The sequence below is a fragment of the [Rhizobium] kunmingense genome, assembly GCF_977018605.1.
Window position 1 is genome coordinate 106051 of the sequence record NZ_CDRNXG010000001.1, and the last position, 16860, is coordinate 122910.

Genomic DNA, 16860 nt, shown 5'->3' on the forward strand with positions numbered 1-16860 from the left:
CATGTTGCGTTTGCTTTCATTGATCGGCGCGGCGGCGGTCGTCGTCACGCTCGCTTCCTGCAATACGATGTCGAAGGAAGAATGCCAGGTGGCCGACTGGCGCGTCGTCGGCGATGCGGACGGGGCTGCCGGATATAATCCGCAGGAACGGTTCGCGGGCCATGTCGACAGCTGCAAGAAATCCGGATCGATGCCCAACCAGACGCTCTGGCACGAGGGATATCAGGTCGGGATACGGCGCTATTGCACGGCGCTGAGCGGGGCTGCCACCGGCGAGGCCAATCGCGGCTACTACAATGTCTGCCCGCCGGAACTGGAGGGCGACTTCATGCGCGGCTATACGGTCGGCAAGCGGGTGGGCGATTTGCGATCGCGCGTGACGGCGCTGGAGAACAGCCTGCGGACGCGGGAATTCGACATCGACAGCAAGCGCCGACAGGCCAAGGACGAGAAGGACGACCGCAAGCGTCGCGACCTGCGCGATCAGGCCGATGACATGGAGCGGGATCGGCGGCGCATCCGCCGCGAACTGGGCGACCTGCAATACGAGCTGGAGGACGCTCAAGGCGACCTGGATCAGTTCCGTCAGATGGCCAGCCTGCCGCCGCGCGGCTGATTGCTGCAACCGTCGTTATGCGGCCATCGGGCGGCGGCTTCGCGCTGCCCATCTCGCCATGTCCGGTGCCGGCCGGCACCGGACATGCCGCACGCCTTGTGCCGGCGCATCCACTACAGGTAGCGAAGCAGTTTGCGCAGCACGCGCGAATCCACTTGTCAATGATGCGCCGCCACGCCCCGGCCTTCCGCGCAAGCCTCGCGCAAGGTTCCCGCGTTAACCAGTCGTTAACTAATTTACATGCGGGCGATGCCATGAAGATCGATAGCGGCCTTAACGGCTATTACTATCCGAACCGGACCGTCGAGGTGGAGCGCAAACAGGAGGAAGCGCCCCAGACGACGGCACCGGCGACCACGCGCTTTCCCGGCGCACTGACGGGCAGCAGCACGCTGCTTTCCAGCTCGCTTGCCAATGCGCTTTGGGTGATGGAGACGGGCGACGCGTCTGCCGCATCGAGCCAGCCGGCACCCGTCGCCCAGGAATGGGTTCGCGACGTCTTTCAGGAATTCAACTGACCGGACCTAATCGTCACGCCGCAAGCGGCGTGACCTCCACCGTGACATGCGACAGGCCCTCGATGGCCTTGAGCTTCTGCTTGTAGGCCGCAGGCGTCATGGAGAGCGTGGTCGCCACCGAGACGATCGCCGCGTAATGGCCCGGCCCCACCTGCCAGACATGCAGATCGAGCACAGTATCATTCGGCGTTTCCATGACGCGGCGGATCCTTTCCGACAGATTTTCCGCCTTCGGCTCGGCATCGAGCAGCACGCCCGACGTGGCGCGGATCAGCCCCCACGACCAGCGCGCGATCACCAGCCCGCCGACGATGCCCATGACCGGATCGAGCGTATTCCAGCCATAGAGCCGGCCGAGGATAAGGGCCGCGATCGCCAGGACCGAGGTCAGTGCGTCGGCCAGCACATGCAGATAGGCAGCACGCAGATTGTTGTCTTCCGTCTTGCCGCGATCCCCGACATGGCCGCGATCGCCGGCATGGGCGTGATCGCCGTGATGACCGGCATGCGCGCGGCTGCCGTGGTGACCGTGATGGCCGTGGTGGCCGCCATGGTGGTGATCGTGATCATCGCGCAGCAGCCAGGCGCTGGCGAGATTGACGCCGAGGCCGATGACGGCGACGAGGATCGCCTGATCGAAATCGATGGCGACAGGGTTTGCCAGACGAACGAAGCTCTCCCAGGCGATGAACAGCGCGACCAGCGCCAGCACGATGGCGCTGGCAAAGCCCGCCAGATCACCGAGCTTGCCGGTGCCGAACGTGTAGCGCGGGTTGCGGGCGTTGCGCCGCGCATACATGTAGGCCAAGGCCGAGATCAGCATGGCGCCGGCATGGGTAGACATGTGCCAGCCATCCGCCGTCAGCGCCATCGAGCCGAAGATAGACCCGGCGACGATCTCCGCCACCATCATCGTCGCGGTCAGGGCGATGACGAGCCAAACCTTCCGCTCGTTGCGGGCATGATCGCGGCCGAGAAAGACGTGGTCGTGGGTGAGGCTGTCGATACCATTTGCCATGGCGATCTCCGTTCAATGTGTTTTTCCGGCAGGCGGTGCGGCACTCTTCCCGGTCGGGGCATGGCCGCGGCGACGCACCGGCCGGATCAGCGGATATAGGTGCGCAGGACGGCAGCGAGTTCTGCCGCGGCACTGTCGCGTTCGGCATCGCTTGCAGCATGGACGACATGCTCGTGCAGATGCCCTTCGATGACTTCGCCGGTGAGGCCGGCCAAAGCGCCGCGGATGGAGGCAAGCTGCTGCAGGACATCGCCGCAGGGCGCCCCGGCCTCCAACGCCCGCTCGACCGCTTCCATCTGCCCTTTCATGCGGCGCACCCGCGCCAGCAGCTTGGCCTTGTCTCTTGTCGTATGGGACACGTATTCGGCTCCAATATAGTATAGGGGGGTATTCTATATGGAAAGTGCCACGAGCTGCAAGTGGCCCGGTTTACGGCGCGCATCGTCTCGGGGCGCCGGTGGATCGCGGTCATGGGATGGGGCCGTGGCAGGCTCTTGCGTTCGCTGCCGCCTCCCTTACATTAAAGCTCCAGAGACTGGAGATTTGGAGCAGGCCATGCTGTCGATCGGCGACCTTTCGAAGCGCACCGGGGTGAAGGTGCCGACAATCCGATATTACGAGCAGATGGGGCTGATCGCGGCGGCAGAACGCTCCGAGGGCAACCAGCGGCGCTACGAGCGGCAAGACCTCGAGCGGCTTGCCTTCATTCGCCACGCCCGCGATCTCGGGCTCGACATTTCGGCGATCCGCGAGCTGATCGCGCTGAGTTCGCATCCGCACCAGCCCTGCGGCGACGCCGACCGCATAGCCGCCGACCACCTGGCGAGCGTGCGCGAAAAGATCGACAAGCTGAGGAAGCTCGAACAGGAGCTGGAGCGGATCGTCTCCCGCTGCGACGGCGGCCATTCGGTGGAGGACTGCTACGTCATCCGGGCGCTATCCGACCACGGGATGTGCGACGGGGCGCATTGAGGGGGACCAGCCTTGCAAACCAGATGACAAGGCGATCAAACGGCCGCCTCTATCTCCAGCTCCAGATGCATCCGGTCATAAGGGAAGACGAAGCCGCCTTCGACGGCTTCGACCACGCCGTTTTTTGCCAGCAAATCGAGATCTGTCGCCGCGCTTTCGGCATCGACCCCGGTGCGGACCGAAACCTGCTCGACCGTCATTCTGCCCTGGCTGGCCATCGCCTGTACAATTCCGAGTCGCCTTGGGGTCAGCAGGCCGTGGAGAGCCTCCCAGTTGGGAAAGGAATACGTATGATCTTCACCCTGACGGTCCGGCGAGGATGAAGGCACATGCAGGCTCTGTGCGGCGGACGCAAAGAACTGATCGAGGGGTTCGATCCTCACCTTAAGGGTTTGCATTCAACCATCCTTCCACATCGGCGGCGAACATCGCGAACAGGCTATCCATATCTGTAAACGTGAATGAAGTCTCATGGTTGCCGATATGGCGATGATCGCCCTTTCCAGCCTCATTGTCATAGCGCAGAACGCATTTACCGTGAGCGATCAACGCCAGGCTATATTTGTAGGCATGCACACTCCCGCGAACCGGCCTGGGGACTTGCCAGATGCGGAGTTCGACAAAAACCTGATCGCGCAGATTATAGCGCGCATTCCGCAGCAAGCTTGCCTTAGCCATAGACCGCCCCGAAGCCGTTGCAGAGCCTACTCCTCCGAATGAAAGGTGCCAAGGCAGATAAGCGACCGGCCCGCCTGCCCGACCCTGTTGACCAATCCTTCAAAAGCATTGCCAAGACCGCTTGACAAGCCTGCAAGACCGGCGCATGGATGCGGCCATGATCGATACGCGCCTTACCACCGCCGCAACGTATTTTTGGGCCTACCTGTAAAGGGCGGCTCGACAGATCATCATGTCAACAAGCCGCCGTCAGGCGGCTTTGTTTTTTCAGACGGCACCTGACGGCACCACAAGATCCAAGGATGCCGAAATGACCGAAGATTCAGAAATCTCCCTGCCCCGCCCCGCCGTGGTCAACATTCGCCACGCCAAGCGTCACGACCTGCCCGAACTCAACGCGATGATCGCCGCCCTTGCCGCCCATCATCACGACGCGTCGGCCATGACGCCCGACATTCTCGAACGCGACCTGTTCGGCGACATGCCGTGGATCACCGCGATCGTTGCCGATACCGGCGACGGCCTGATCGGATACGCCATTCTCGTGCCGCTCTACCGCGCCCAGGACGGCGCCCGCGGCATGGACCTGCACCATCTCTTCGTGCGTGACGGACAGCGCGGCAACGGCATCGGCCAGCATCTCGTCGCGCGTGCCCGCGATCTCGCCAGGACGGCCGGCTGCGACTATCTTTCGGTCAGCGCCGCCACCGGCAATTCCGCCGCACACCGGTTCTACGAGCAGATGCAGTTCATCCCGCGGCCGGTCACCGGCATGCGCTATACGCAGGCGCTCGCCTGAAGCGCCGATCCTTACGCCTTGAGGGAGACGTGACATGACCGCGATCCTCGTTGCACTGACGCCGGATTTCGCCGACTGGGAGATCGCGCTTCTGACGGCGGTGGCGCGCAGCTATCTCGGCGTGACGGTGAAGACGGCATCCGCGGATGGCCGGCCCGTGACCTCGATGGGCGGGCTGAACGTGACGCCGAACCTCGGCTTCGGCGACATCGCACCCGGCGATTTCGATGCGATCGTCGTGCCGGGCGGGCTTGCCTGGGAGAAGCAGGCCGTTCCGGAAGGGCTCGACGACCTGATCATCGCCTTTCGCGAACACGGCAAGCTTGCGGCCGGCATCTGTGCTGCGGCGAGCGCGCTTGGCGCAACCGGCATCCTCAACGGTACTGCCCATACCGGCAACCGGCTCGGATCGCACGAAGCCTATCCGGCCTATACAGGCGCGCAGCACTATGTCGACGGGCCGAAAGCCGTGCGCGGCGACGGCGTGGTGACGGCGGCCGGGACAGCACCCCATACGTTCACGGTCGAGGTGCTGAAGGCGCTCGGCCTGTGGAACGCGGAGGCGCAGGAGGAGCTTGCGCCGTTTGCGGCGGAGCACCACTGAGGGACGATCAGGGTCATCCGGCGACCCTTGTCCAGCACCTCGCCTGCCCATTCATCGAGGCTCTTGCCCGACAGTTCCGCAGCCCTCGCGGCACGGGCATGCATGTCGGGATCGATACGGAACATCACATTGCCAGAAGAGGGCTTGTCGGGCTCCTTGCCGATCTTCGCGCAGGTTTCCAGATAGTCGTCGACCGCTTCATGAAAGACTGCCCGCCGTTCCTCGAGATATTGTGCAGGCAGCCGCGTTATTGCCCCGGCACCGCCTTCAGATAGGCGGCGATCGCTTCCAGGTCGGTTTTTGGCAAATGCGCCATGTTGCGCTGGACCTCGACCATGGAGCCGCCGGCTGAATCGTAGTCCGGGGTGAAGCCGGTTTCGAGATAGGCGACGATGTCCGTCTCCGACCAGTCGTTTATCGGGCCGCCGGGGGCGATGCCGGGGATCGTTCCCTCGCCTTCCGGGTTGGGGCCGCCGGCGAGCCATTTGCCGGCCTCGAAACCGCCCAGCGCATTGCGCGGCGTGTGACATTCGCCGCAATGGCCGGGGCCTTCGACGAGATACTGGCCGCGTCTGACCTTCTCCTCGGTGGCGGCGAGTTCGACGCGCGGGGCCTCGCTGAAATAGAGGAGCTTCCAGCCGCCGACGGCCATGCGCAGATTGAAGGGGAAGCCGAGTTCGTGCTCGGCCGCGATATTGTCGCTTGCCGGCAAGGTTTTCAGGTAGCCGAACAGGTCGTTGATATCCTTCGGCGACATGCGGGCGTAGGAGCCGTAGGGGAAGGACGGGTAAAGATGTTCGCCACCCGGCCCGACACCGCGGGTCATGGCATCACCGAACTGGGCCAGCGTCCAGTTGCCGATACCGGCCTGCGGATCCGGCGAGATGTTGGGAACGTTGAACGTGCCGAACGGGCTCGGCAGCGCATGGCCGCCGGACATGATCTTCAGACCGTCGCCCTCGGCGCCATCGGCGGCGTGGCAGCTGGCGCAGCCGCCGGCCCAGAAAAGCTGTTCGCCATTGGCGAGGTCGGGCGTGCCGAGGTCGGCCCAGTGGCTTGCCGGATGCGGATCGGGCCGTGTCAGCCCCCAGGCGGTTGCTGCACCAAGCGCCACCACGGCGACGCCGGCCGCCATTATCTTCGACAGGGTCGAGGCCATCATATCTCTCCGGGCATTTGCATGCGATGCGGGCGGCTACGGGTGGGCCGCGGCCTGCGCCGCAGCCCTTGTCCCCATGCCGATCAGCGCTTCAGGCGATAGGTCTGGTGGCAGGTGCCGCAATTGGCGCCGAGCGTCTTCATCGCTTCGGCAACACCGGCCTGGTCGGTCGGCATCGAGGCGAGGATCGTGTCGGCATCGCCGGCGAGCTTCAGCGACTTGGCCCTGAAGTCGTCCATGTTTTCCCAGATCGCGGGCGCTGCGGCAGAATTCGCTTCGGAACCGGCCGGGAACTGGTCCGGGAAGGCCTTCATGTCGGTGCTGATCGTGGTGAGTGCCGTTCTGACCGCCTCGGCATCGAAGGGCTTTTCGCCCTTGGCGATACCGCCGAGCGCGCCCATCGACGCACCGACCTGCTTCATCTGCTGCTCGCGCGCGGCGACCGGGTTGTCCTGGGCGACAGCGACTGCCGCCCAGCCAAGACAGAGTGCGGTAGCAGCGGTGGCGATGATCCTGAATGTCATGCGTCTCTCCTCGTTTTCCGGTTGCACCGGCTTGGGTCATTGCGAGGAGATATTGAGCAGAATGAAGGATTTGCAAGAAATCACGTTCATGTCAGGCGAGTTGAATATACCGCCCTTCAGTTGAACACAGCGTTCAGCTTTTGCGAACGACAGTTTCATGACGACATGTGGCAGCGATAACAGCGGCATATCGGGGATGCGCAGGCCGCCGCCTGCCCGCGCATCCCCGGCCCGCATCGACCCTCAGTCCTTCGCCGGCAGCATGGCCGTCATCGTCTCGTCCCTGTCGATGAAGTGATGCTTGAGCGCGAAGGCGGCGTGGCCGGCGACGACGAAGGCGAGAGCCCAGGACAGATAGAAGTGGGCGGCGACAAGGTAGGGCGTCAGCTCCGTATTCTTGCCGCCCAGCCCCGGAATGGTGAACAGGCCGGCGACCGGGATGGCATAGCCGGCCGAAGAACTGTTCCACCAGCCGGACACCGGCACCGCGACCATCAGGACATACAGTATGAAATGGCCGAGATGGGTGGCCGTCTTCATGATCGCCGGCATGGCGGCCAGTTCCGGCGGGCGGTGGTAGGCGCGCCAGATGATGCGGCCGACGATGAGGAAGAGCGTCGTCGTGGCGATCGACTTGTGCAGCGTGATCGCCCAGATCTTCTGCGCCGTCTCGCCATCGCTGACGCCGTAATGCAGCATCGCGCCACCGTAATAGCCGACACCCCAGGCGGCGATGATGATCGCCGCCATAAGCCAGTGGAGAAGTTTTGTGGTGGAGTTGAAATTCCTGCCGGACTGCCCGGCCGGCTGGGCCAGGCTTCCCGTGTCTGTCGTGCTCGCCATAGTCGCTTTCCCCGTCGATTGAACCAAATCGGATCGGAAGGAAGGAACATTTTCGGCGGATGGAGGCCAAGAACGCAGAAGGTCGCGGCCAAACCTCAAAAGTTGCATATCGTCAGATGGGCGAGCCAGTCCCGGCGAATGGAGGCCCCTTCATTCCACTGATATAAAACGATTTTTTATGAATACTCGGAAAATCTTCCGGCATCAGCCCGATCGACTACAGCGTCGCTTTGCCTCATTCCGGTTGCAATGACGGTATCAGAGCGGCAGCGTGCGGCTTTCCTCGCGGCCATGGCCGAGGATTTCGATGCGGTCTGCGTGGATTTCGACGACGGCGAAGGTGTTTTCGCTTTCCGTATCGACCATGCCCTTGAAATTGACGTACCAGGTGGCGCCGCTGCGGCCGAGATTGCCGACATGATTATGGCCGTTCAGATAGGCGATGACGTTGCTGGAACGTTCGAAGAGTTCGGTGACGCGGTCGCAGCCCCAGAGATTGTGCTCGTTTTCCGGATAGAGCGGATAGTGACCCATGACCACGACCTTCTCTCCCCTTAGCCTCGATGCGGCGAGCGTCTCTTCCAGCCAGGCGAACTGGCCCTCGCCCATGCCGCCGTTCCAGGGCATGGCGTTGATGGCGCCGGCCTCCGCAAGCTGCGCGAGACGCCGTCCCGCTTCCGTGTGACGGGGATCGCCTTCCGGTGTGGAGAACAGGCTCACCTCATTGCCGTCGGTGACGACGAAGCGGATGCCGCCGCGGACAAAATCATGCCAGGCGGCGGGCATGCCGAGGCGGGCATGGACGCTCCCCAGATGCTCCGTCGCGACGGAAAAATCGTGGTTGCCGGGGAAGAGGATGTTTTCGTGGCGCAACGCCTCGTAGAGCGGCAGGATCGTGTCGAAGCTTGCCCAGTCGCGGTCGATGATATCGCCAAGCGTCACGACGAAGGCGAGGTCCTCACCGTTCAGCACCTCGATCGCATCGGCGAGCTTCCATAGGCTGGAGCGATAGTAGCGCCCCGTTTCCGGCCGGGGATCGACATCGGCATATTGGGGATCGGCGATCACGCCGAAGCGGAGGAGAGGTGCGCTGGAAGACATGGCGCGCCAGTTATTCCCGGCGCGTGACAGTGGTGTGACGGGACGATGGCGTCAGAAAATATCTCTGCCCTTGGCCCGATTACGAGCGAAAACTTCATCGTCGAGATCAACATCCGCAGGAAAGGTCTTGAGGTATTCGATGAGGCTCACACGCCTCTTGCATAACTTCTCATCCGACATTGGATCGACGAAGCTGCGGTCATCCGGTTTCTGATCTTTCGACTTTCTGCCCATCCCAGTCACCGCCCCAACAAGCACTCTTTAGCCGTGCACGCGCAATACAATATGCCAGTCGGAGGCGCCATTAGTAAACTCGACGTGAACGGATCGATCGGATTGTGATCGATCCGGATGCGCAGTGGCACTAAAAGGCAAGAATCAGTGTGCATCACTAAAACAGCACATCCTTTTCTTCTCACCCCGGATTTCGCCTTGCCAGCCATCACGCGCCGCAGTTTTCTCATCGCCACGCCCCTCGTCGTCACCGGATGCGCCACGTCCACGGTTCAGCCGGTGGCTTTGAAGCCGGCGATCGATCCGCATTATACGGCCATGTATGCGGCGATCGAGGGCGAGCAGTTTCCGATCAAGGCGGCCGATCTTTCGCGCGTCGAGCCGCAGTTCCTGCGTCGCGAGGTGGCGTACCAGACCTATGAGCGGCCCGGCACGATCGTGGTCGATACGCAGAGCCGCTATCTCTATCTGGTCATGGAAGGCGGGCGGGCGCTGCGTTACGGCATCGGCGTCGGCAAGGCGGGGCTGGAATTTGCGGGCGTCGGCGTGGTGCAGTACAAGCGCCAGTGGCCGCGCTGGACGCCGACGCAGGACATGATCGCCCGCGAACCGGACCGCTACGGGCCGCTGGCCGCCGGCATGGAGCCGGGCGTGCTCAACCCGCTGGGGCCGCGGGCGCTCTATCTGTTCAAGGACGGCGAGGACACGCTCTACCGCATTCACGGCACGACCGAGGACTGGACGATCGGCCGCGCCGTTTCGAGCGGCTGCATCCGGCTTCTCAACCAGGATATCGTCGATATCTACGGCCGCGTGCCGAATGGCAGCCGCGTCGTGGTGCTGCAGGACAATACGATGCCGGTCGGCGGCATGCAGGACAATGGGCTGCCGGGTAGCGGCCTGCCGGGCAATCCGGGCGGCGTCTATATGGGCGATGCCGTGTAAGGCATTTCCGCTAAAGCACGTAGCGATCTTTCAGATTCGCTTGCCATGCGTTAGCTCCTTGTTTTTAGGCATGTCTTTTTCCCGAAACCGGTGACCACTTTCGGGAGACATGCTGTAGCGCATAAAAAACACCCGGCGTCGCGAGACGCCGGGTGTTTTTGTTTGTCGGAAAACCTGTCACTTACTTGGAAGCGGCTTCGTACATTTCCAGGACGTAATCCCAGTTGATCAGGCTGTCGACGAAGGCTTCGAGATACTTCGGACGGGCATTGCGGTAGTCGATGTAATAGGAGTGCTCCCATACGTCGACGCCGAGGATCGGGGATGCGCCGTGAACCAGCGGGTTTTCGCCGTTCGGGGTCTTGGAGATGACGAGCTTGCCGTCCTTGACGGAGAGCCATGCCCAGCCGGAGCCGAACTGGGTCGTGCCGGCGGCGATGAAATCGGCCTTGAACTTGTCGTAGCCGCCCAGATCGCTGTCGATGGCTGCCTGCAGCTTGCCCGGAAGCTTGTTGCCGCCGCCGTCCTTCTTCATCCACTTCCAGAAATGGATGTGGTTGTAGTGCTGGGCAGCGTTGTTGAAGAGACCGGCATTGGTGCCGAAGGACTTCTTGACGACTTCCTCGAGCGAAAGATCAGCCAGACCTGCTTCAGCGGCCAGCTTGTTGCCGTTGTCGACATAGGCCTTGTGGTGCTTGTCGTGGTGATACTCGAGCGTCTCCTTCGACATGAAGGGAACGAGAGCTTCGTAATCATAAGGGAGTTCGGGAAGTTCGAAAGCCATGGGTTCTACTCCTTTTCGGCAATACCTTGAGGTCTGCGTCGTGCGGGAACATAGGAGTGGACCGGACGCGAGGCAACGGCCCCAAGGCCAAAAATATGGCAAAAATCAAAGATGCGGCGCAGCATCCTTCTCCACCAACGCGGCTTTGCAGAAGATCGTTCCGGACGGCCGTTCATGGCCCGCCCGGATGGCATGTAAGCTTGCCGCCGCCATGGGGCTGACGCAGTGTTGCAGCAGAGAGAAGGACCCCAAGGAGGATATGATTCGATGACGAAACTGCACGCGTTTGCACTCACTCTCTCGCTCACCCTTCCCGCCCTGCTTTTCGCCGGCGCCAGTGCGCAGGCCTCATCCGACGATGCCTGGGGCGAGTTCCAGGCGGATGTTTCGAAAGCCTGTATCGAGGCGGCGAAAGGGTTGATCGAAGACGGCAGGACGATGGTCGATCCGTTCGGCAGCGAGCATTACGGCATGGCCGTCGTGACCGGAAAGGCGGTCGGGGCGGAGCCGGTGATCAGCACGATCTGCGTCTACAACAAGGAAACCAAGGCGGCCGAGATCGGCGGCGAAATCGGCGCCGAGCAGCTTTCGGTGGCGCCATGAGGCGCACAGCACCATAGCTGACTACAAATCAGCTTCGCGCAGGTTTACCGTTCTAGGCTTGGTCATCGTTTCAGTTATCCGTTTGCGATTTCGATTTTTTGACCGGCGAGACAATTGTGAACCCCAGCGATACGTTTTCCGTGCCCGCCTTTTTGATGCGGGATGACAGTGATGCCTCCTTCCCATTCGAAGGGGACATAGGTGAGCAGCAGATACCGGATCGGGGTGACGTGCATCCCGATCCGGATCTTTTCGATCATCCGGCGATGGCCGATGACCCGCCGTTTACGGCTTCCGTGTCGCATGCATCCGCAGCACAGTCTTCGCTGCCGCCGCCGCTTCCCCTACCCCTGCCCGCCTCGGGACGCGGCCAGTCGGCGAGCGATCTTGCGCTGTTTCGCCAGCTGACCGGCTACCATCTCGACGCCGAGGGCGCGATGTGGAAGGCGATGGACGACAGCGGCAACCGGGTCTCGGTGCTCGACCGGCTGTTCACCACACTCGCCGGCGAGGCCTTCCGCTATGCCGACCGCGACCGCAAGACGTGCGCCTCTCCGGATCGCGACCTGTCGCCCGAGGATCTGGTCGTGACATTGCAGCCGATCCGCCGCGCGGCGGTGGTGATCGGCTCACGCGGGCTTGCCGCCTTCGAGCGGCTGGAGGCGGCGATCCTGCGGCTGGCAGACGAGCGGCTTTCGCCGCAAAGCGATCTCGCTTGCGCGTGATCGAGCCGACGCCGGCCAGGCATGGCGGGAACCTTTTGCGGCGGGCCGGGGTTGAAAACCGGCCGACAACGCCAATGCTTATGGCGTAAAACGCAGCCGAAACAGCCTCGCCGATCACAGAAGGAGACCCGTATGTCGTTCGACTTCCTGACCTCCGACTTCATGGTTTTCGTATTGATCGGCTTCTTCGCCCAGATCGTCGACGGTGCGCTCGGCATGGCCTTCGGCGTGCTGACAACCACCAGCCTGCTGGCCTTCGGCGTGCCGCCGGCCGTCGCCAGCGCCATGACGCATGTGACCGAGTGCTTCACCACGGCGGCGTCGGGCGCATCGCATCTCTACCACCGCAATGTCGACTGGCGGCTGGTGGCGCGGCTGGCGCCCGCCGGCATGGTGGGCGGGGCGATCGGCGCCTATCTTCTCGTCAATATCGACGGCGATGCGATCGAGCCTTTCGTCTCGGCCTATCTGGTACTGATCGGCCTCTACATTCTCTACAAGGCGTTCCGGCCGAAATTTCCGCGCGATGTGCGCGACTGGATCATCCCTTACGTCGGTGGCGTCGGCGGCGTGCTGGATGCGATGGGCGGCGGCGGATGGGGGCCGATCGTCACCAGCTCGCTGCTTGGCCGCGGGCATGAGGCGAAGAAGGTGATCGGCTCCACCAACCTGACCGAGTTCGCCGTGACCTCGGTGATTTCGCTGACCTTCATCCTGGCGCTCGGCTGGTCGGAGCTTTCGTCCGCGCTCGGCCTCATCCTCGGCGGCGTGCTGGCCGCCCCGTTCGGGGCGCTGATCGTCAAGAAACTGCCGGTCAAGCCTTTGATGGTCGCCGTGTCGCTGATCATCATCGGAACGGCCGCCGTTCGCTTCGTCTGATTGATAAATTCGAATTATCTAATATTTAAGTCGCAGGGCCTTACAAATTCCCCCCACACAGGGAGCATGGCATGGCGACGGCAGACGGACGCGAAAGCGCAATCGGCAAATCCGGCCGAAACTCGACCCATATGGCAAAGCTCGAAGCGGTGACGAAGGCGATGGACAACCTGCCCGTCGCGGTGGCGCTGATCGACCTGCAGGGGCGGCTGATCTACCGCAACGGCGCCTTCGTCGCGCTGCATGCGTTTGAGACGAGCTGGATCACGGGCGACGAGACGTTTCGCGAGCTGGCGGAAAGCGACCGGTTTTCCAACTGGAAGGAAGATCCGATCGCCTATTTCGAGCGGCTGAAGCGGACGCTCCTCGAACATGGCAAATCCGAAACGCAGGTGGAGATCGGCGACAAGATCATCGCCGTCGAGGACATCCTGCTCGACGGGCAGTACATATTGAGCACCCAGCAGGACGTGACGGCACGGGTGAAGGCGGAACAGCGGGTTTCCTACCTTGCCCATCACGACCCTTTGACCGACCTGCCGAACCGCACCCATTTTGCCGCAGGGCTGGAAAGCACGATCGAGGAAAGCCGGGTGCTGCGCCGCAGTTTCGGGGTACTGAGCTTCGATGTCGACCGGTTCAAGGATATCAACGACGTGTTCGGCCATGCCGCCGGCGACGTGGTGCTGACCGAGATTTCGCAGCGGCTGAAGGATGCGCTCGGACCACAGGACATGGCGGCCAGGCTCGGCGGCGACGAGTTTACCGTGATCAGCGCCGGCGAGGACCAGCCGGAAACGGTGACGCGGCTTGCCGAACGGCTGACGCGTGCCATGGAGGAGGAAATCGAGGTCGACGGGCGGTCTTTGAAGGTCAGCCTGTCGATCGGCGTCGCGATGTTCCCACAGGACGGCGCCGACGCGATGACGCTGCTCGGCAATTCTGATGCCGCGCTCTACCGCGCCAAGGCCGAAGGACGCGGCCGTTACTGCGCCTTCAATGCCGGAATGGACCGGCGCATGCATGACCGGCGGGTGCTGCAGCAGGACCTGCGCCACGCGATCAAGCGCGGCGAGCTGGCGCTGCATTACCAGCCGCAGGCCTCGGTCACGGGCGAGGTGTTCGGCTTCGAGGCGCTGCTGCGCTGGCACCACCCTGTCCGCGGGCTGATCACGCCCGACGAGTTCATCCCGCTGGCGGAGGAAACAGGACAGATCGTCGAGATCGGCCGCTGGGTGCTGCATCAGGCGGGCCATGAGGCGGCGAGCTGGCCGAACCGGCTCAACATCGCCATCAACATTTCCCCCATCCAGTTTCGCCAGGACAGCCTTGTCGGCGACGTGCATGCGATGCTGCTGGAAACCGGGCTTTCGGCGGCACGGCTGGAGCTGGAGGTGACCGAGGGCGTGCTGGTGCACGATTTTGCCCGCGCGCTGCAGATTCTGCGGGGCCTGAAAAGCCTCGGCATCCGCATCGCCATGGACGATTTCGGCACCGGCTATTCGTCGCTCTCCTATCTCCAGGCCTTTCCCTTCGACACGATCAAGATCGACAAGTCGTTCACCTCCAAGCTGGTGACCGACAGCAGCGCCGACGAGATCGTGCGTGCCGTGATCGGGCTCGGACGCGGGCTCAACATTCCGATCGTCGCCGAAGGGGTGGAGACGGAGGAGCAGCGCGCCTTTCTGGAAGAGGCGCAATGCCAGCATCTGCAGGGCCACCTGATCGGCCGGGCCGAGCCGATCGGGCAATATTCGGAGTTCACGGGGGCCGACGACGCCCCCTCTTCCACCGCGGGTGAGGTGGCGCCGGCGATGCAGCGGACGACGCGCAAAGGCTGAATTGCGCGTCTGCGTCAGGCGCGAAAGCGCTTATGATGCGGATCGGTGAACGGAGCGGTCACCGGCAACGGGCTATGCCGCGCCGCGTTGCCGTTCTAGATGGGAATGTCGGGTCATCCCGCTTTCGTCTCGTCACACCGCCATCCCGGACGCAAAACCGCTTCGCATGTCTGCCGGATTTGCGCTCCATGCCCCAAGAAGGATCACCATGCCGGCTTCCGCGACCTCCCTCCTCGTCATCCTGCTCCACGGCGTCGGCTCCAACGGCGCGGATCTTGCGCCGCTCGGCGAAAGCTGGAAGGCGCGGCTGCCGGATGCCGTGTTCGTATCGCCGAATGCGCCGGAACCGTCGAATTTCGGTTCGGGCTATCAATGGTTCAGCGTCGCCGGCGTGACCGAGGCAAACCGCCCTGCCCGCATCACCGCCGCCCGACCCGCCTTCGACGCGGTGATTTCGGACATCGTCGAGAAGAACGGCTTTGCCGGCAAACTCGACCGGGTGGTGCTGGTCGGCTTTTCACAGGGCACGATCATGTCGCTCGACGCGATCGCCAGCGGCCGCTGGCCGGTCGCCGCCGTGATCGGTTTTTCGGGCAGGCTGGCGAGCGAGCCGCCATTGACGCCATCGACAACGACCAAGGTGCTGCTGGTGCACGGCACATCCGATCCCGTGATCCCGTCCTGGGAGACGGAAAAGGCCGAGACGGAGCTGAAGGCGGCCGGTGTGTCGGTCGAGACCATCATCGAACCCGGCCTCGGCCACACGATCTCCATCGGCGGCGCAGACCGGGCTGCGGATTTTCTGGTGGGCGTAGCTCAGCGGCCTCTATGATCTTTGCTGCAAACACACTTTCGCAACATCAGCAACTGAAGTCATAAATATTTCGAATTAAAGCGATTTAAGCACGCATATCATTTCGCATAAACCATTATACGAAGCCGTAGAAAACATGGAAATATTATATTAAATTATAGAAAATCTCCTGTCTCGATGTCCTTAAATACAATTGAAGGATCGTATAATTTGAGCAAAGCTTACGTAGGTTTCTCATCGCCTATTGGCTACGACTATATGTATCAAGCGCAAAAGGCCCCGAGCGATAATTCGAGTTCACCTAACCCAATTATGGTGGGCGTAACCGGCCTTCTGGTATTGTTCGATGAAATATGGTTCCCATGCCGTAGCTTGTGCCCGCAATCGATGCGGAATCTCGAATATGTTCGTTTCATCGCCGAAGAATATTCAAACGTCAAAATCGACGAAGGCCGCCTGCGGGAAAAGTCCAAAGATATCGTGTCAAATGTGTCATTGAATGACATCCATCCAGATGGCTTTGGCGAATTCATGCGGAGATACTACGGCGGCGGCCACCCAGATAATCACACGCATGCGATTACTTTTTTCGATAAAAATTTGGGCGGAAATCCGACGTTCTTCAACCTCGTCTTGGACCTGCTTATTCTGGAGGAGTTAGATTCCGATTTCACTCACACACTCAACGGATTGACGCGTAAAATGACGTTTCCGGAGGGTTTGGAATGGATACGAGACAATGATGAGGACAGAGCAATACGCTGTGCCGACCGCGCGCTGACCATAACGAGTCTCTATGATCTGACCGGTCCTACGGGTCCCTACCATCCGGTTCTGGAGGAGCTGAGGAAACACGAGTTCATAAAGTCGTTTCGCCTATGGGTACGCGACGAAACATCATCCCTGCACAACCGTTCGATTGAAAGCATTACAGCTGAGTTGAACGCACTTACACGGGATTTCGAAAAAGACGCCTTGCGCTCTGCAATTGGAAAAGGCGGGTTGAAGGATGTGAGCATTAGCCTGCTCGAAGGCATGGCCTTGGATTTGGTACCCGGCTCCTCAACGGTTAAAACGGCGCTGGACCTTTATAAAAGCAGTGCAGAAAGCGACACCAGAAAACTTAAAACATTTGTCGCTGAAAGCCGCGGAGCAATTTGGGATGCACATCAGGCGTCGAGGGTTTATTTAGGCTCATAACGG

The 16860-nt window shown here is 61.9% G+C and carries 23 protein-coding genes and 1 pseudogene; 12 read left to right on the top strand and 12 right to left on the bottom strand.

The window, feature by feature from the left end; translation table 11 throughout:
- Position 1 precedes the first annotated feature (1 nt).
- Positions 2–616 (top strand): DUF2799 domain-containing protein, encoded by a 615-nt coding sequence (locus tag AC0JZ4_RS00590; protein ID WP_471884534.1) that lies wholly within the window; start codon positions 2–4, stop codon positions 614–616.
- Positions 617–870: 254 nt separating this feature from the next.
- Entirely contained in the window at positions 871–1134 is a 264-nt protein-coding gene (locus AC0JZ4_RS00595; protein WP_471884535.1) for a hypothetical protein, read from the top strand.
- Positions 1135–1147: 13 nt separating this feature from the next.
- On the opposite strand, the gene dmeF is transcribed toward AC0JZ4_RS00595, so the two are convergent.
- Together dmeF and dmeR are read right to left on the bottom strand one after the other, a co-directional pair.
- The gene (gene dmeF, locus AC0JZ4_RS00600) at positions 1148–2152 is read right to left on the bottom strand and encodes a CDF family Co(II)/Ni(II) efflux transporter DmeF (protein WP_471884536.1); all 1005 of its coding nucleotides are present in this window, start codon (positions 2150–2152) and stop codon (positions 1148–1150) included.
- Between the two features lie 86 nt (positions 2153–2238).
- Complete coding sequence (gene dmeR, locus AC0JZ4_RS00605; protein ID WP_471884537.1) at positions 2239–2511, bottom strand: Ni(II)/Co(II)-sensing transcriptional repressor DmeR; 273 nt, start codon at positions 2509–2511, stop codon at positions 2239–2241.
- 196 nt (positions 2512–2707) lie between these two features.
- Here dmeR and AC0JZ4_RS00610 point away from each other — a divergent pair, with 196 nt between their 5' ends.
- Positions 2708–3124, top strand: a complete 417-nt coding sequence (locus tag AC0JZ4_RS00610; RefSeq protein ID WP_471884538.1) for a MerR family transcriptional regulator — start codon at positions 2708–2710, stop codon at positions 3122–3124.
- A gap of 35 nt (positions 3125–3159) precedes the next feature.
- On the opposite strand, the gene AC0JZ4_RS00615 is transcribed toward AC0JZ4_RS00610, so the two are convergent.
- Both AC0JZ4_RS00615 and AC0JZ4_RS00620 read right to left on the bottom strand, forming a co-directional pair.
- Positions 3160–3522, bottom strand: coding sequence for an HVO_A0114 family putative DNA-binding protein (locus AC0JZ4_RS00615; RefSeq protein WP_471884539.1), 363 nt, complete (start codon positions 3520–3522; stop codon positions 3160–3162).
- A complete protein-coding gene (locus tag AC0JZ4_RS00620) occupies positions 3509–3802 on the bottom strand; it encodes a toxin-antitoxin system TumE family protein (RefSeq protein WP_471884540.1) in 294 nt (97 codons plus the stop codon). Before AC0JZ4_RS00620 ends, AC0JZ4_RS00615 begins: the two co-directional genes overlap by 14 nt.
- A 232-nt stretch (positions 3803–4034) precedes the next feature.
- On the opposite strand from AC0JZ4_RS00620, the gene AC0JZ4_RS00625 reads away from it, so the two are divergent.
- Complete coding sequence (locus AC0JZ4_RS00625) at positions 4035–4601, top strand: GNAT family N-acetyltransferase (protein ID WP_471884541.1); 567 nt, start codon at positions 4035–4037, stop codon at positions 4599–4601.
- A 34-nt stretch (positions 4602–4635) separates the two neighbouring features.
- Positions 4636–5205 carry a DJ-1/PfpI family protein gene (locus AC0JZ4_RS00630; protein ID WP_471884542.1) on the top strand — a complete coding sequence of 190 codons (570 nt, stop codon included), beginning with the start codon at positions 4636–4638 and terminating at the stop codon, positions 5203–5205.
- Between the two features lie 26 nt (positions 5206–5231).
- On the opposite strand, the pseudogene AC0JZ4_RS00635 reads toward AC0JZ4_RS00630, so the two are convergent.
- From AC0JZ4_RS00635 to AC0JZ4_RS00665, 7 genes and pseudogenes are all read right to left on the bottom strand, one after another.
- Positions 5232–5426: pseudogene (locus AC0JZ4_RS00635) on the bottom strand (toxin-antitoxin system HicB family antitoxin); the annotation flags it as partial.
- A 26-nt stretch (positions 5427–5452) separates the two neighbouring features.
- On the bottom strand, positions 5453–6364 hold the full coding sequence (locus AC0JZ4_RS00640; RefSeq protein WP_471887738.1) for a c-type cytochrome: 912 nt from the start codon (positions 6362–6364) through the stop codon (positions 5453–5455).
- An 83-nt stretch (positions 6365–6447) separates the two neighbouring features.
- Positions 6448–6888 carry a c-type cytochrome gene (locus tag AC0JZ4_RS00645; RefSeq protein ID WP_471884543.1) on the bottom strand — a complete coding sequence of 147 codons (441 nt, stop codon included), beginning with the start codon at positions 6886–6888 and terminating at the stop codon, positions 6448–6450.
- Positions 6889–6924: 36 nt separating this feature from the next.
- Positions 6925–7125 carry a hypothetical protein gene (locus AC0JZ4_RS00650; RefSeq protein WP_471884544.1) on the bottom strand — a complete coding sequence of 67 codons (201 nt, stop codon included), beginning with the start codon at positions 7123–7125 and terminating at the stop codon, positions 6925–6927.
- A 6-nt stretch (positions 7126–7131) separates the two neighbouring features.
- The gene (locus AC0JZ4_RS00655) at positions 7132–7731 is read right to left on the bottom strand and encodes a cytochrome b (protein WP_471884545.1); all 600 of its coding nucleotides are present in this window, start codon (positions 7729–7731) and stop codon (positions 7132–7134) included.
- Positions 7732–7989: 258 nt separating this feature from the next.
- A complete protein-coding gene (locus AC0JZ4_RS00660) occupies positions 7990–8832 on the bottom strand; it encodes a metallophosphoesterase (RefSeq protein WP_471884546.1) in 843 nt (280 codons plus the stop codon).
- 51 nt (positions 8833–8883) lie between these two features.
- A complete protein-coding gene (locus AC0JZ4_RS00665) occupies positions 8884–9066 on the bottom strand; it encodes a hypothetical protein (RefSeq protein WP_471884547.1) in 183 nt (60 codons plus the stop codon).
- Between the two features lie 198 nt (positions 9067–9264).
- On the opposite strand from AC0JZ4_RS00665, the gene AC0JZ4_RS00670 reads away from it, so the two are divergent.
- Positions 9265–10011, top strand: a complete 747-nt coding sequence (locus AC0JZ4_RS00670) for a L,D-transpeptidase (protein WP_471884548.1) — start codon at positions 9265–9267, stop codon at positions 10009–10011.
- A 181-nt stretch (positions 10012–10192) separates the two neighbouring features.
- Here the strand turns inward: AC0JZ4_RS00670 and AC0JZ4_RS00675 are convergent, their stop codons facing one another.
- A complete protein-coding gene (locus AC0JZ4_RS00675; protein ID WP_471884549.1) occupies positions 10193–10795 on the bottom strand; it encodes a superoxide dismutase in 603 nt (200 codons plus the stop codon).
- Between the two features lie 267 nt (positions 10796–11062).
- Here AC0JZ4_RS00675 and AC0JZ4_RS00680 point away from each other — a divergent pair, with 267 nt between their 5' ends.
- From AC0JZ4_RS00680 to AC0JZ4_RS00705, 6 genes are all read left to right on the top strand, one after another.
- The gene (locus AC0JZ4_RS00680) at positions 11063–11398 is read left to right on the top strand and encodes a hypothetical protein (protein ID WP_471884550.1); all 336 of its coding nucleotides are present in this window, start codon (positions 11063–11065) and stop codon (positions 11396–11398) included.
- Between the two features lie 140 nt (positions 11399–11538).
- A complete protein-coding gene (locus AC0JZ4_RS00685; RefSeq protein ID WP_471884551.1) occupies positions 11539–12123 on the top strand; it encodes a hypothetical protein in 585 nt (194 codons plus the stop codon).
- A 147-nt stretch (positions 12124–12270) separates the two neighbouring features.
- Positions 12271–13002: a sulfite exporter TauE/SafE family protein gene (locus AC0JZ4_RS00690; RefSeq protein ID WP_471887739.1), complete on the top strand. Its 732-nt coding sequence runs from the start codon at positions 12271–12273 to the stop codon at positions 13000–13002.
- A 71-nt stretch (positions 13003–13073) separates the two neighbouring features.
- A complete protein-coding gene (locus AC0JZ4_RS00695; protein WP_471884552.1) occupies positions 13074–14843 on the top strand; it encodes a putative bifunctional diguanylate cyclase/phosphodiesterase in 1770 nt (589 codons plus the stop codon).
- A 208-nt stretch (positions 14844–15051) separates the two neighbouring features.
- Positions 15052–15675 carry an alpha/beta hydrolase gene (locus tag AC0JZ4_RS00700; protein ID WP_471884553.1) on the top strand — a complete coding sequence of 208 codons (624 nt, stop codon included), beginning with the start codon at positions 15052–15054 and terminating at the stop codon, positions 15673–15675.
- 192 nt (positions 15676–15867) lie between these two features.
- The gene (locus tag AC0JZ4_RS00705) at positions 15868–16857 is read left to right on the top strand and encodes a hypothetical protein (RefSeq protein WP_471884554.1); all 990 of its coding nucleotides are present in this window, start codon (positions 15868–15870) and stop codon (positions 16855–16857) included.
- The last annotated feature ends 3 nt before the right edge of the window (positions 16858–16860 follow it).

Coding starts and splice junctions, on each gene's coding strand:
- AC0JZ4_RS00590 (WP_471884534.1), top strand. CDS start 2: ATGTTGCGTTTGCTTTCATTGATCGGCGCGGCGGCGGTCGTCGTCACG.
- AC0JZ4_RS00595 (WP_471884535.1), top strand. CDS start 871: ATGAAGATCGATAGCGGCCTTAACGGCTATTACTATCCGAACCGGACC.
- dmeF (WP_471884536.1), bottom strand. CDS start 2,152: ATGGCAAATGGTATCGACAGCCTCACCCACGACCACGTCTTTCTCGGC.
- AC0JZ4_RS00610 (WP_471884538.1), top strand. CDS start 2,708: ATGCTGTCGATCGGCGACCTTTCGAAGCGCACCGGGGTGAAGGTGCCG.
- AC0JZ4_RS00615 (WP_471884539.1), bottom strand. CDS start 3,522: ATGCAAACCCTTAAGGTGAGGATCGAACCCCTCGATCAGTTCTTTGCG.
- AC0JZ4_RS00620 (WP_471884540.1), bottom strand. CDS start 3,802: ATGGCTAAGGCAAGCTTGCTGCGGAATGCGCGCTATAATCTGCGCGAT.
- AC0JZ4_RS00625 (WP_471884541.1), top strand. CDS start 4,035: ATGTCAACAAGCCGCCGTCAGGCGGCTTTGTTTTTTCAGACGGCACCT.
- AC0JZ4_RS00630 (WP_471884542.1), top strand. CDS start 4,636: ATGACCGCGATCCTCGTTGCACTGACGCCGGATTTCGCCGACTGGGAG.
- AC0JZ4_RS00640 (WP_471887738.1), bottom strand. CDS start 6,364: ATGGCCTCGACCCTGTCGAAGATAATGGCGGCCGGCGTCGCCGTGGTG.
- AC0JZ4_RS00645 (WP_471884543.1), bottom strand. CDS start 6,888: ATGACATTCAGGATCATCGCCACCGCTGCTACCGCACTCTGTCTTGGC.
- AC0JZ4_RS00650 (WP_471884544.1), bottom strand. CDS start 7,125: ATGCGGGCCGGGGATGCGCGGGCAGGCGGCGGCCTGCGCATCCCCGAT.
- AC0JZ4_RS00655 (WP_471884545.1), bottom strand. CDS start 7,731: ATGGCGAGCACGACAGACACGGGAAGCCTGGCCCAGCCGGCCGGGCAG.
- AC0JZ4_RS00660 (WP_471884546.1), bottom strand. CDS start 8,832: ATGTCTTCCAGCGCACCTCTCCTCCGCTTCGGCGTGATCGCCGATCCC.
- AC0JZ4_RS00665 (WP_471884547.1), bottom strand. CDS start 9,066: ATGGGCAGAAAGTCGAAAGATCAGAAACCGGATGACCGCAGCTTCGTC.
- AC0JZ4_RS00675 (WP_471884549.1), bottom strand. CDS start 10,795: ATGGCTTTCGAACTTCCCGAACTCCCTTATGATTACGAAGCTCTCGTT.
- AC0JZ4_RS00680 (WP_471884550.1), top strand. CDS start 11,063: ATGACGAAACTGCACGCGTTTGCACTCACTCTCTCGCTCACCCTTCCC.
- AC0JZ4_RS00695 (WP_471884552.1), top strand. CDS start 13,074: ATGGCGACGGCAGACGGACGCGAAAGCGCAATCGGCAAATCCGGCCGA.
- AC0JZ4_RS00700 (WP_471884553.1), top strand. CDS start 15,052: ATGCCGGCTTCCGCGACCTCCCTCCTCGTCATCCTGCTCCACGGCGTC.